This is a genomic window from Micromonospora sp. M61, from assembly GCF_018070245.1.
In the GTDB taxonomy this organism is placed as follows: Bacteria; Actinomycetota; Actinomycetes; order Mycobacteriales; family Micromonosporaceae; genus Micromonospora; species Micromonospora zamorensis.
Genome location: NZ_JAGPYA010000023.1, coordinates 86,640 through 98,288 on the forward strand (window position 1 = coordinate 86,640; position 11,649 = coordinate 98,288).

General features: G+C 68.7%; 13 protein-coding genes, 1 tRNA gene and 1 pseudogene. 6 read left to right on the top strand and 9 right to left on the bottom strand.

The annotated features are described in order from the left end of the window. Window positions 1-21 precede the first annotated feature (21 nt). On the top strand, window positions 22-1,437 hold the full coding sequence (gene cysS, locus KBX34_RS15680) for a cysteine--tRNA ligase (protein WP_088950478.1): 1,416 nt from the start codon (window positions 22-24) through the stop codon (window positions 1,435-1,437). Beyond that, window positions 1,437-2,570 (top strand): 23S rRNA (guanosine(2251)-2'-O)-methyltransferase RlmB, encoded by a 1,134-nt coding sequence (rlmB, locus tag KBX34_RS15685; protein ID WP_088950477.1) that lies wholly within the window; start codon window positions 1,437-1,439, stop codon window positions 2,568-2,570. The genes cysS and rlmB overlap by 1 nt, the downstream gene beginning before the upstream one ends. A gap of 49 nt (window positions 2,571-2,619) precedes the next feature. Here the strand turns inward: rlmB and KBX34_RS15690 are convergent, their stop codons facing one another. Together KBX34_RS15690 and KBX34_RS15695 are read right to left on the bottom strand one after the other, a co-directional pair. Continuing rightward, on the bottom strand, window positions 2,620-3,216 hold the full coding sequence (locus tag KBX34_RS15690; protein WP_210925573.1) for a hypothetical protein: 597 nt from the start codon (window positions 3,214-3,216) through the stop codon (window positions 2,620-2,622). 168 nt (window positions 3,217-3,384) lie between these two features. Next, window positions 3,385-4,476 (bottom strand): ABC transporter ATP-binding protein, encoded by a 1,092-nt coding sequence (locus KBX34_RS15695; RefSeq protein WP_088950475.1) that lies wholly within the window; start codon window positions 4,474-4,476, stop codon window positions 3,385-3,387. 351 nt (window positions 4,477-4,827) lie between these two features. On the opposite strand from KBX34_RS15695, the gene KBX34_RS15700 reads away from it, so the two are divergent. Then, a tRNA-Thr gene (locus tag KBX34_RS15700) sits at window positions 4,828-4,904 on the top strand. A 116-nt stretch (window positions 4,905-5,020) separates the two neighbouring features. Here KBX34_RS15700 and KBX34_RS33620 read toward each other — a convergent pair. From KBX34_RS33620 to KBX34_RS15725, 5 genes and pseudogenes are all read right to left on the bottom strand, one after another. Continuing rightward, window positions 5,021-5,305, bottom strand: a pseudogene (locus KBX34_RS33620) (tyrosine-type recombinase/integrase); the annotation flags it as partial. A 107-nt stretch (window positions 5,306-5,412) separates the two neighbouring features. Further along, on the bottom strand, window positions 5,413-5,730 hold the full coding sequence (locus tag KBX34_RS15710; protein WP_210791237.1) for a hypothetical protein: 318 nt from the start codon (window positions 5,728-5,730) through the stop codon (window positions 5,413-5,415). After that, window positions 5,717-6,448: a WXG100 family type VII secretion target gene (locus KBX34_RS15715; RefSeq protein ID WP_210791235.1), complete on the bottom strand. Its 732-nt coding sequence runs from the start codon at window positions 6,446-6,448 to the stop codon at window positions 5,717-5,719. Before KBX34_RS15715 ends, KBX34_RS15710 begins: the two co-directional genes overlap by 14 nt. Then, entirely contained in the window at window positions 6,445-6,807 is a 363-nt protein-coding gene (locus KBX34_RS15720; RefSeq protein ID WP_210925575.1) for a WXG100 family type VII secretion target, read from the bottom strand. Before KBX34_RS15720 ends, KBX34_RS15715 begins: the two co-directional genes overlap by 4 nt. After that, window positions 6,804-7,199, bottom strand: a complete 396-nt coding sequence (locus tag KBX34_RS15725; RefSeq protein WP_307871407.1) for a hypothetical protein — start codon at window positions 7,197-7,199, stop codon at window positions 6,804-6,806. The genes KBX34_RS15720 and KBX34_RS15725 overlap by 4 nt, the downstream gene beginning before the upstream one ends. A gap of 310 nt (window positions 7,200-7,509) precedes the next feature. Here KBX34_RS15725 and KBX34_RS15730 point away from each other — a divergent pair, with 310 nt between their 5' ends. Both KBX34_RS15730 and KBX34_RS15735 read left to right on the top strand, forming a co-directional pair. Next, a complete protein-coding gene (locus tag KBX34_RS15730; protein ID WP_210925576.1) occupies window positions 7,510-8,091 on the top strand; it encodes a suppressor of fused domain protein in 582 nt (193 codons plus the stop codon). A 197-nt stretch (window positions 8,092-8,288) separates the two neighbouring features. Beyond that, on the top strand, window positions 8,289-8,732 hold the full coding sequence (locus KBX34_RS15735; RefSeq protein WP_210925578.1) for a hypothetical protein: 444 nt from the start codon (window positions 8,289-8,291) through the stop codon (window positions 8,730-8,732). 49 nt (window positions 8,733-8,781) lie between these two features. Here the strand turns inward: KBX34_RS15735 and KBX34_RS15740 are convergent, their stop codons facing one another. After that, on the bottom strand, window positions 8,782-9,546 hold the full coding sequence (locus tag KBX34_RS15740; protein ID WP_210925580.1) for an ATP-grasp domain-containing protein: 765 nt from the start codon (window positions 9,544-9,546) through the stop codon (window positions 8,782-8,784). Between the two features lie 137 nt (window positions 9,547-9,683). Next, on the bottom strand, window positions 9,684-10,304 hold the full coding sequence (locus tag KBX34_RS15745; protein ID WP_210925581.1) for an ABATE domain-containing protein: 621 nt from the start codon (window positions 10,302-10,304) through the stop codon (window positions 9,684-9,686). Window positions 10,305-10,394: 90 nt separating this feature from the next. On the opposite strand from KBX34_RS15745, the gene KBX34_RS15750 reads away from it, so the two are divergent. Continuing rightward, a complete protein-coding gene (locus KBX34_RS15750) occupies window positions 10,395-11,612 on the top strand; it encodes an MFS transporter (RefSeq protein ID WP_210925583.1) in 1,218 nt (405 codons plus the stop codon). The last annotated feature ends 37 nt before the right edge of the window (window positions 11,613-11,649 follow it).

The window sequence follows — 11,649 nt, forward strand, 5'->3', positions numbered from 1 at the left end:
ACGGACAGCTACCCTTGTGCGGTGACGCTACGCCTGTATGACACCGCCACCCGATCGGTGCGGGACTTCGTCCCGCGGGAAGCCGGCAAGGTGGGGGTCTACCTGTGTGGTCTCACTCTTCAGGCCCCGCCGCACATCGGTCACCTTCGCTCTGGCGTCAACTATGACGTGCTGCGCCGCTGGCTGCTGGCCGCCGGCTACGAGGTCACCTTCATCCGCAACCTGACCGACATCGACGACAAGCTTCTGGTGAAGGCGGGCGAGCAGGGTCGGCCGTTCTGGTCGATCGCGTACGTCAACGAGTTGCTTCTCGCCGAGTCGTACCGGGCGTTGAACGTGCTGCCCCCCACCTACGAGCCGCGCGCCACCGGGCACATCCCGGAGATGCACGAGCTGATCACGAAGTTGATCGCCGACGGGCACGCGTACCCGGCGACTGACGGTTCCGGCGACGTCTACTTCGATGTGGCGTCCTGGCCTGCGTACGGGTCGCTGTCGGGTCAGTCCCCGGACGCGATGCAGTCGGCCGGGGACGCCCCGGACCGGGGCAAGCGGGACCCGCGCGACTTCGCGCTCTGGAAGGGTGCCAAACCGGACGAGCCGGCGGACGCCTACTGGCCGTCGCCGTGGGGGCTCGGTCGTCCGGGCTGGCACATCGAGTGCTCGGCGATGTGCTGGCGGTATCTGGGCCCGGAGTTCGACATCCACGGCGGTGGGCTGGACCTGACGTTCCCGCACCACGAGAACGAGATCGCCCAGTCCAAGGCCGCCGGGCTGCCGTTCGCGCGCTACTGGGTGCACCACGGGTTGCTCAGCATCGGTGGGGCCAAGATGGGCAAGTCCGCCGGCAACGCGCTCGACCTGGCGTACGTGGACTCGCTCGGGGTGCGGCCGGTCGAGCTGCGTTACTACTACGCCGCCGCGCACTACCGCTCGGTGATCGACTACTCGGAGGATTCGCTGCGCGACGCGGCCACCGCGTACCGCCGGATCGAGGGGTTCGTGCAGCGGGCGGCCGAGCGGGTCGGCGCCGGGCAGCCCGGTGAGCTGCCGGCCGGCTTCGTCGCGGCGATGAACGACGACCTCAACACCTCCGCCGCGCTGGCCGTGCTGCAACAGCACCTCCGGGACGGCAACACCGCGCTGAGCGCCGGTGACGATGTGACCGTCCGCACCACCCTGGCCGTGGTACGGGCAATGCTGGATATCCTCGGGATCGACCCCCTCAACCCGGCGTGGACCGGTGGCAGTCGATCGAATGATCTGCGTGCCGTGGTGGACTCCCTGATCGCGCTGGCCCTGGAGCAGCGCGCGCAGGCCCGGGGCCGCAAGGACTGGGCTGCCGCCGACGCGGTGCGTGACCAGCTCAAGCTGGCCGGCGTGGTGGTCGAGGACACCCCCCAGGGCCCCCGTTGGACTATTGGAGAGCAGGACTGATGGCCGGCAACTCGCAGCGCCGTGGCCGGCGACTGACGTCAAAGGCAAGCGCCCCCAAGGGCACCGGCGGCAAGAACAAGGACTCCCTGGCCGGGCGGGGTCGCACCCTGCCCGCGGACGAGCGTCCCTGGCACAAGGGCTACTCGGGCACCGAGAAGCTGCCCCAGCGCACCGCCTGGAAGCAGGACAAGGAGCGCCGCGCGGCGGCCGAGGAGGGGCGCCCCCCGAAGATCGGTCAGCCGGGCAGCAAGGACACCACCTGGGGCAGGGGCGGCGGTCGGGGCGTACCGGTCGGTCGGGGCGCCAGCGGCGGCGGTCGGGGCGGCAAGCCCACCGGCCGGTCCGGCCCGCGGGTCGCGCCGGGGCGCAAGTCCAACCCGTCCAAGGACTCCCCGGAGCTGCTGGTCGGGCGCAACCCGGTGCTGGAGGCGCTGCGCGCCAACGTGCCGGCGACGGCGCTCTACACCGCCCAGGGCATCGACATGGACGACCGGATCAACGAGATCATCCGGACCGCCGCCGACCGGGGCATCGCCAACCTGGAGATCAGCCGGGCCGAGCTGGACCGGATGACCGGCGGGGTGCTGCACCAGGGCGTCGGGTTGCAGGTGCCGCCCTTCGCGTACCAGCCCTTCGAGGACATGGTCGCCGCCGCCCTGGAGCAGCAGGCCCCCCTGCTGGTCGCGCTGGACGGTGTCACCGACCCGCGCAACCTGGGTGCCGTGATCCGTTCGGCCGCGGCGTTCGGCGCGCAGGGTGTCTTCGTACCCGAGCGACGTGCCGCCGGAATCACCGCGACCGCCTGGCGGACCAGCGCCGGCGCGGCCGCGCGGGTGCCCGTGGCGCAGGTGACCAACCTGACCCGGTCGCTGAAGGCGTGCCGGGACGCCGGCTTCATGGTGGTCGGGCTGGACGCCGACGGTGACACCGACCTGTACGACCTGGAGGCCGCTGTCGGTCCGCTGGTGGTGGTCGTCGGTTCCGAGGGGCGCGGGCTGTCCCGCCTGGTCGGGGAGACCTGCGACCTGACCGTCAGCATTCCGATGATCTCCGAGGTGGAGTCGCTCAACGCCAGCGTGGCCGCCGCGGTCACCCTGGCCGAGGTCGCCCGCCGACGCTCCGCCGAGCTGTAACCACGTCGACGAGGCCCCCTTCCGCCCAGCGCGGGAGGGGGCTTCGCCGTCAGATCTGACGGGTCCACGCGACGAAGAGCAGCGCCCCGGCGAGCGCCATCAGCAGCACGGCCGGGATCAGCCAGCGGGGACCCCGCTCCCCGTCCAGGCGTCGGGTGAGCCGCTGGTGCACGGCAGCGATGCCGATCAGAGCGGCCAGCCCGGCAGCCGTGATCGGCAGGCCGACGAGGAAGTGCGCCACCCACGCGCCGGCCCGGGTCGGACCACCCCAGGAATCGGTGTACGGCCCGGAGACAACCACGCCATACAGCGCGCCGCGCAGCACCATCAGCAGTTGGACGCCGAGCGGCAGCAGAGCCACGGCACCGAGGAGCAGGCTGAGCAGCGCGTGGCCGAGCACCGCGACCGTGCCGGGCCGCCGGCCGGGCACGGCCGCCGGTGGCATCCCGAGCAGCCCGGTGCGCAGGGCACGCCAGCGTGCGACGGCGGCGCCGGCCCTGCCCAGCGGAGCGGTCACCAGCGCGAGTACGGCGACCGGGACCAGTGTCGCGCAGTAGGCGAGGCTGCGGCCCGCCAGGCGAACCACCTGGTACGGCCGGGCACGCGCGGTCGGGTGAGCAGTGGACTGGGCGGGAACGGTGGGCACGGCGTCTCCTCGGGCTCGGGTCGCCGTGACGGTACGAGCAAGAGCCGCCGTGCCGAGTCACCCCACAGAGCCACCTCCGGGCTGGCTCCGCAGGGTGAAGAGCCCTTGCCGGTACGACGAAAGGGGCGGCCCGCCGAAGCGGACCGCCCCCGTCGGTGAGGCGTTACGTCAGATCCGGCCACCCGTGGCGGCGTGGAAGACGTGGCTGCGACCGGCGACCGGCTTGACGAACACGGTGTCACCCATGTTCGGCATGGTGCGCCGGTCGGTGCGGACGACGAAGCGCTCCGAGTTGCCACCCAGCGCGGCGTGGCCGTAGACGTTGGCGTCCGAGCCGAGGTCCTCGACCAGCTCGACCACGACCGGCATGCCGCCCTCGGTCGGGCTGACCAGCTCGCAGTCCTCCGGGCGGAAGCCCACGGTGACCTTGCCGTCGCCACCCTCGGCGCGGGCCGCCGCGACCTGCTCCCGGGTCAGCGGGATCTGCAGCTCAGCGAACTCGGCGCCCTGCTCGTTCAGCGGAACGGTCTTGATGTTCATGGCGGGAGAGCCCATGAAGCCGGCGACGAACACGTTGGCCGGGGTGTCGTAGAGCGCCCGCGGGGTGTCCACCTGCTGGAGGACACCGTCGAGCAGCACCGCGACCCGGTGACCCATGGTCATGGCCTCGACCTGGTCGTGCGTGACGTAGACCGTGGTGACGCCCAGCTTGGCCTGCAGGGACGCGATCTGGGTACGGGTCTGCACACGCAGCTTGGCGTCGAGGTTCGACAGCGGCTCGTCCATGAGGAAGACCTGCGGCTCGCGGACGATCGCCCGGCCCATCGCGACACGCTGACGCTGACCACCGGAGAGCGCCTTCGGCTTACGGCCGAGGTATTCCTCCAGCTGGAGCAGCGCCGCCGCCTCCTTGACCCGCCGGTCGATCTCCGACTTGGAGGTCTTGCGCAGCTTGAGGGCGAACGCCATGTTCTCGTACACCGTCATGTGCGGGTAGAGCGCGTAGTTCTGGAAGACCATCGCGATGTCGCGGGCCTTCGGAGGAAGGTGGGTGACGTCACGCTGGTCGATGTAGATCGAGCCGGCGTCCACGTCCTCCAGGCCGGCGAGCATCCGCAGGCTGGTGGACTTGCCACAACCGGAGGGGCCGACCAGGACGAGGAACTCGCCGTCGCCGATCTCGAGGTCCAGCTCGTTGACGGCGGGACGCTCTTGGCCCGGGTAGACCCGGGACGCCTTGGAATAGGTGACTGTAGCCATGGTGAAGCGCTTCCTTTCACCGGCAGGAACGTGCCGGACGATCCGAGTGAAGGAGCAACCGGCGCGTATCCGTGCCGGTCAGCGGACGGCGGCTCGGTCACGCGGGGGCGCCGGGCTGTCGTCCGTGTGTGAACCGTAAACGTGTTTCCCCTTGCTGCCAAGGTCGGGGAGCGTCGGAGGTGACATACGGATTACACATTCCGGTCACTCCGGCACGGTCGGACATCAATCGACACACGGCCAGGCGGCGGAAAGGCGTACAGGCGTCGGGTTGTTGACGTTTCCCGTGCTCGGGAGGCATCGCGAGCGGGATATCCGGACGTCACTCGCTATGCTGACCTCGACGCACGCGCCCCTGTAGCTCAGCTGGCCAGAGCACTCGCCTTGTAAGCGAGATGTCGCCGGTTCGATCCCGGCCGGGGGCTCCAATTCCATCAGGCTTTTCCCGCTGGGCACTGCCGCGAGTCAACCGGTTGACAGCAACGCTGACAGCAACGGCACTCACGAGAGCTTCCCGTCGAGCTTGCCGAGCGATGGCCTGAACGACGTGCGGCGGTACGCCCAGCTCCATCAGTAGCGAGACCACGGCGTGCCGCAGGTCGTGAAGGCGGACACCAGGCAGACCGGCGGTTTCCCGGAGTCGGGCGAAAGAGCGGCTGAGGTTGGTCGGCTCCATCGGAGTGCCCCGTTCCGAGGGAAACACGAGGGCGTGGTCCTCCCACACCTCGGCCGTCACGACGTAGAGCGCATGGAGCCGGTGACCGGCTGCGGCAGCCAGGATCTTTCGTACCAGCTTGGCGACGTTGCGCGACACCAGCTCTTCCCGCATTGCGTGTTGTAGTGCGTTGCGCAGCACCGGGTGCACGAACTGGATCTGACGAGCGCTGGGGCGGTGCTGGCAGCAGCGACCGACTGAGCAGCAGCGCTAGGGGCACATCAGTGCGCCTCAGGACGTGCGGTGAGGTCGGCCGCTTGGTCCGCCATGTGTTGGCGTTCCTCCGGGTCGAGGGTTTGTTCCCACGTGCGGAAGCGTTGGTAGTGATCCAGCAGCATGCCGCCGTAGGCGTCGGTGGCGGCGATCTGTCGAAGGTCGGTGTGGCCAGCCAGGACGTCGCGGGCCATCTCCTGGAGGTCGCTTCCGGCAACGCCGTCGCGGAGTTGGGTGAGGCAGGCGTGGAGGAGCTTGGCGAGCCCTTGGTTGCCTTCGGTGAGTTCGAGGAACTGCCGCTCTGGTTGGGATTCAGGTTGCGTCACGGAGCACCGGACTTGTGTAGGGCTGATCGGGCAGGGGGACCTTGGACAGGTCGCCGCCCTGCTCAGCGAGGGTCTTCATGAAGCTGAAGAAGCCGAGGATCAGGGTACCTCCGGTCTGGATCTTCAACGCAGCGTCGTTGACCTTTTTGACCAGCTCAATGGCTTGCCAGGTGGCGATGCCGTAACCGGCGACGGCACCAACGCCGGTCTCGATGAGCGCGGTGCCGGCGGCGGCGCTGACGCCGATGATGATGGCCTTGTCGATCATCAGTTTGATGAGGCCGCCGATCATGTCGGCTAACAGCCAGATTGCCCGCCCGGCTTCGTGGTACTGCTCCTCGATCTGCGCCAGGACGACGTTCTGCTCAACCGCTGCGGTCCCGAGTTGGCGGAAGTAGGTGAACGCGGCGTCGGCGGCCTGGCCGTCCCACTGCTGGTCGAGCTGGGAGGAGATCAGGCTGACGTTCTGACCGAGAGCTTGCAGGCTCTGGCCGAGGTTGCCGTAGGCGTCGCCTGCTTTGTAGAAGCTCTCCCAGTCCCCGACGAAGACGTTGGTGATGGTGCCGATGACGTCGTAGCCGGCGACGTCCTTGATGATCTGGTTGATCCAGTGGGAGATGGAGATGGCGTCCAGGATGCCGATGGGGTTGGCGAAACCCTTGGTCAGTGAGGCGTCCGGTTGGCCGGGCTCGACGAGGAAGTCCGTTGGCTCTCTCACGGCATGTTCCCGCTCAGCGGGCGGCCAGCGGGCAGTTCGTAGCCGCTGCGGTCAACGGTGGGGTAGGTGGCGTCCAGACGGGCCGCGTTGCCGGTGTCGGTGTGCCGGTAGTGGTTCGCGGTGCCTTGCAGCGCATCTCGTGACTTGTTCAGCAGGTCGATCAGGTGGGTGAGCCGCTTGGTCATCTCATCAACGAGGTGCCCATGCGCCTGCCACGCCTTGTTCAGTAGCCCTTGGCTGTGGAACTGCATGTCCGTGTGCCTGAGCATGTAAGCCTTCGCGGTCTGGGCATCGTTGCTCGCGTCGTTGATGAGGGCCGCAGCCCGGTCCAGGGCACCGGGTTCGACGACGAAGCTCACGACAGCAGGTCCCCGATGACGCCCGTTACGACGAGCAGGACAGCGGCGGCGAGCAACGCAAGGCCCATGATCCGACCGCGCCGCTTCGACTCGGCGTTGTTGGTTGCCCGGTAGACGCGCAAGCCGGTTACTGCGGCCACGCCAAGCGGCACCGCGACCGACAGGAAGCCGAGGAACGACCACGGGTCGAAGACTCCCCGTTCGTCGCCAGCGATGGCTACCTGGTAGACGACGTTGCCCAGGGCGAGGAGGCAGAAGAAGAACAGCACCATCGACACCAGCGCCACGCTCTTGCGGAAGTCGTGCCACTGATCCAGCTTCTCCGGCATCGCCGTCACCGGATCCGACTGCCCCGTTTCGCTCACGCCCGCACCATCCCACAGGGCGACCACCGAGGGCGACCCCGCCTTCACTGAGGGATTCAGTCTTGACATCCAGACTTCAAAATGAAGCGGCTAGCGCCGCTGGAAGCGTCGAAGTTGGCGTGGGCACCGCCGAGGAGGGCAAAGCCGCTCTGGACAGCCTCACCCGATCGTTCGGCGAGCATCAGAGAAGCCTCGGCCCCTGACGGGGCCGGCCGGACAACCGGCTGCGGGCGATGCCGGGTCTCGTTTGATGCCTGACAGAGCGGCGTCGAATAATGGCCGACATGATCACGGTGAGGCCGTGCGCGCCAGGATGTGAGGCGAGGAGGAGGGCACGGTGAAACGGAGGCGGCAACGGCTGGCGGCTGTGGAGGCGACCGAGGCTCACGTGCGGGCCTTCTTCGCTGGGCATGACGTTGAGATCGTCGACTACGACCTTGGGTTCGGCCGTCGCAGGGCTGTGCCCGACCTGCGCATCATGATCGTCGGTCCAGGACCCCGCAGCGACTCCTGGGCATATGTCACCGCCGGCTGCTGGTCGGCGGTCAACCAGGACGGCCACGGGATCGAGTTCGTGATGACGTCGAAATTGCGGGAATCGGCAATGGTCGATCTGATCGCCATGGCCGCCTACTACCACGTGGGCCATCGCCTCGACCACTGGCACACGATGCCGATTGGCGACCCTTGGCTCCCGGGCTCCGCGTGTGATCACCTGCTCGTCAGCTTGCCCTATCTGCACGGCCCAGACCTGGAGGTGTGCGCGTTGCCGTCTGGGCATGCCCGGCTCTTGTGGTTGTTGCCGATCACCACAGCCGAGAAGGCGTTCCGGCAGCAGCACGACACCGAGGCGTTGGAACAGCGATTCGACGATGCCGCGATCGACCCAACGGATCCGTTGCGCGCGTCCGTAGCCTGAAAGAACGAGTGTCACGAGCGAGCCGGGTCGACGCCGTCGGGAGGCGTCTGCCAGAGGCGCGCGACGGTCGTTTGCCGAAATCGTGAGGAGCGGTATGGGGCGAAGACGGCCCTACTGGCTTTTGCCGACGGAGACATCCGTCCGGCGCTGCGTGGTGCCAAGCGGTCGAGGCGAGCCGAAGGATCATCATGCACGGGATGCACTCGGTCTTGGACTGGCTCAGTTTCGCGGTCTGGGAGGACGGTGTGCTGATCAGGTCGCTGAGCCTGTCGCCGGACGGAGGCATCCAGGAAAACATCGGCAAGCCGTACGACTTCGAACTGCCGTACTGGGCCGGTGAGCATGCCGTCGAGCCCGTACCGGGCTGGCACAACCAGGACCCTTACCCGCTGCCGTTCCATCCCCTTGACTTGGGCGAGGAGGCGTTGCGCGCACTGTTCGGCTTCTCCGTCGAGGGCCGCTCTGCGCCGGACGACATCGACGCCGAGGCCGTTCACCTGCACGGCTTTCGGGTGACCGACCCGGCCGGCGAGGAACAGGCCGCCCGTGAGGCCGCGTACCGCAGCGGCACTACAGGCCATGGGACCACCGCGGAGGTACCGGATGGGACCGGATGGAACGATGCACGAGGTCTGCCCTGACAACCGCTCCTGGTGCTGCTTCAACTCGACGAGGTGGCGCTCACAGAGCCTAGATCGCACCGGTCACCTGAGGTCGTCGGATGAACTGTCGGTCGCGGGCGGTGACCGAAGCCGTTGGGCTGGCCGCTCGGAGGACGACATCGAGAACCAGGTCTGGATCCGCCAGGTAGGCGCCGCTGGCCCATGCGGCATTCGCCTCGATCACAGCCCAGGAGCCGTCGACCAGTCCAACGTCCACGACGATGGCGGAGGGCAGCGTGTGCCCGTATCCGGCGATGAGATCGGTGCCGAAGGCTAGTGCGTCAGTCGACGGAGGGCCGAGGTGCAACCGGCCGTGCGCGGCGTACTGGCTGCCTGTGTGGACAACACCGTCGAGCAGGTGTAGCCGGTACTCGGCGGTGAAGTCGACGATGTCGCTGACGAGCACTGGAGTCCGTCGGTCGACAGCATCCGGGCCGGGCAGGCGGGAGCCATCGGTGTAGATCATCGCCGGGATGTTCTTGTCGTTGGGCGACTTGATGAACGCCGGTCGCCGGAGTTCGTAGGCCTCGCCGATGGCGACCAAGGTGATCTCGCGGCGGGTAAGTTCACGAGGAAGGCCAGTCAGCCAGCCAGGTGCAGCCTCCAGGGGCGCGATCCCGAGCAGCGGTGCGACGACGTCGGCGAAGCTTGGTCCCGCATGAAGGTGATCAGCACGCAACCCGGCAGGTACGTCGAAAGTGCGAAGCTGGACGGTGCGTAGTCCGCGTCGGTGAGCGGCTTCGCGCAAGCTCTGAGCCGAGGCGGTCAGGCGCGGCGGCAGGACAAGTGTCACGGCCGATGATCCTGCCCGAATGCACCGTGACCGTTACAGCGGTTATCAGGCGTTCTGGTGCGGCCGGCGCGCGAGCGCGCGGTGGGCTGTCGACAGCAACGGGTATCCACCAGGCTTTCCCGACGGCGGCAGCGCGCTCATTGCGTCGCGCGCGTGCGGCGCGCTGCGACGTAGCGGCGCATCTTCTCGGCGGTTCCGCAGTCGTCCATGCTGCACCAGCGGCGACTGCGGTTCTTGCTTTCGTCGTTGAAGATGAAGCGGCAGCCTCCGCATCCCTTGATCCGGTCCAGCGCACCCGTGGTGAGCAACTGGACTGCTGCGTGCACCACTGGCCGCAGAGGTCGGGCGAGCGTGTGGTCGTCTCGCCAGACCCAGTCGAACGTGCTGCCGCCCTCAAGCTGTGCGTGGCCGAGTGCGTCCGCTTCGTCGTCGCGCAGCCGGGCCAGTGCAGACGTGCTCGGGGCTTCTCCAACGGTCAGCGGCCGAAACACCTCGTCGAGGTAGTCGCGGGTGTGCAGGGCTCGCGAGAAGGCAGCGCTGGCGCCGTCCGGGTCGTTGCGGGACAGCCGGCGCAGCGCTGTCGCCTCTGTCTCGGTGAGGGCGCCCGCGTGCACCCCCCAGGCGACCAGCTCCGGATAGCCGGTCAGCACGTCGTCGTCCGGGAGCCCGACGGGTGGGCCGGAGCGGGTGTTGATGAAGTCCAGGGCGAGGTTGCCGCCCACCAGGTTCATCCGCGTGACGCCCTCGACTGTTTCCATCAAAACCAACTTTACCAGTTGACCGTCGGCAAGGGGGATCGCTAGCTTGTTTCTGGCGTACATGATTTAGCTGGTAACAAGGGAGGTCGCATGGGCCACAGGCGAGCAGTGGGAGCACTGATCGGCTTGTCGGGCGGGACGTTCCTCTACACCACAGCGGAGGCGCTGCCCATCGGGCTGCTGCTCCCGATGGCCGCGGACCTTGCCGTCTCGCCGTCGCAGGTGGGCATGCTCGTCACCGCGTACGGCGCGGTGGTGGTCGTCGCCTCGATCCCGCTGACGGCGCTGGCCCGGAGAATCCCCCGTCGGCGACTGCTGTCCGCGCTCCTGGCCGGCTTCGTGGTGAGCACCGCGATCACGGTGTTCGCGAGCTCGTTTGCGCTGCTGCTGGCGGCCAGGATGGCAACCGCGGCGACCCATGCGTTGTTCTGGGCTGTGGTGGTGCCGGCCGCGGCCGAGCTGTTCCGACCCGGACTGCGCGGTCGGGTGGTCGCGATCGTGTTCGCCGGCGGCAGCGTCGCTCTGGTCCTGGGCGTGCCCGCGGGCACCTGGCTGGGCGAACGCGCCGGCTGGCGGGTGTCGTTCCTGGCGGTGGCCGGGCTCGGCGCGATCGTGCTCGTCGCGGTGGCCTCGCTCCTGCCGTCGACGCCACCCAACGAGGGACATGCCGCCCGGGGCGCGACACCCGACGTCTACCGCTTCTGGCTGCTGGTCGCGGTGGCCATCCTGGCGACCGCCGGTGCCATCGCCGGCTACACCTACGTCGCCCTCTTCGTCACCGAGGTCAGCGGGTTCGCCGCCTCGGCGGTCGGGGTCATCCTGCTGGTGCGCGGCGTCGCCAGCGTGCTCGGGATCCTCGCCGTCGGAGTGGTGGTGGACCGCAGCCCGTGGCTCGCCCTGGCTGCGACCGTCACGCTCCAGTCGGTGGCACTGCTCGGGCTGTACGCGGTCGGCCACCGGCCGGCGGCTGCCGTGGGCCTGCTCGCCCTGGCCGGGCTGGCGTTCGCGGCGTTCACCGCGGTGCTCGGTGGCATTGTGCTCGAGGTTGCGCCCGGGCGTTCCGACCTCGCCGCCGCCACCGTCTCTGCCGCCGTCAACGTCGGCATCACCGGTGGCACCCTGGTCGCCGGCCTCGCGCTACCGAGCCACGGTGTGCGCAGCACGGTGCTGCTGGGCGCACTGCTCGGCGTCGTCGCTCTGATGATGGTCGCCGGTGCTTTCACCGGGCGGCGGCGCGCTACCCGACCGGCGAAGGCACCGGCGGTAGCCTGGGGCCGGGCGACGAGCGGAGTGGACGGGGGCCGATGAGTCGCGCGGTGGAGGAGTCGAACCGGGCGATGCTGCG

Bases quoted from the DNA above. Each gene is read 5' to 3' on its own strand.
- rlmB (WP_088950477.1), top strand. From the start codon at position 1,437: ATGGCCGGCAACTCGCAGCGCCGTGGCCGGCGACTGACGTCAAAGGCA.
- KBX34_RS15745 (WP_210925581.1), bottom strand. From the start codon at position 10,304: ATGGAAACAGTCGAGGGCGTCACGCGGATGAACCTGGTGGGCGGCAAC.
- KBX34_RS15750 (WP_210925583.1), top strand. From the start codon at position 10,395: ATGGGCCACAGGCGAGCAGTGGGAGCACTGATCGGCTTGTCGGGCGGG.
- KBX34_RS15735 (WP_210925578.1), top strand. From the start codon at position 8,289: ATGCACTCGGTCTTGGACTGGCTCAGTTTCGCGGTCTGGGAGGACGGT.
- KBX34_RS15695 (WP_088950475.1), bottom strand. From the start codon at position 4,476: ATGGCTACAGTCACCTATTCCAAGGCGTCCCGGGTCTACCCGGGCCAA.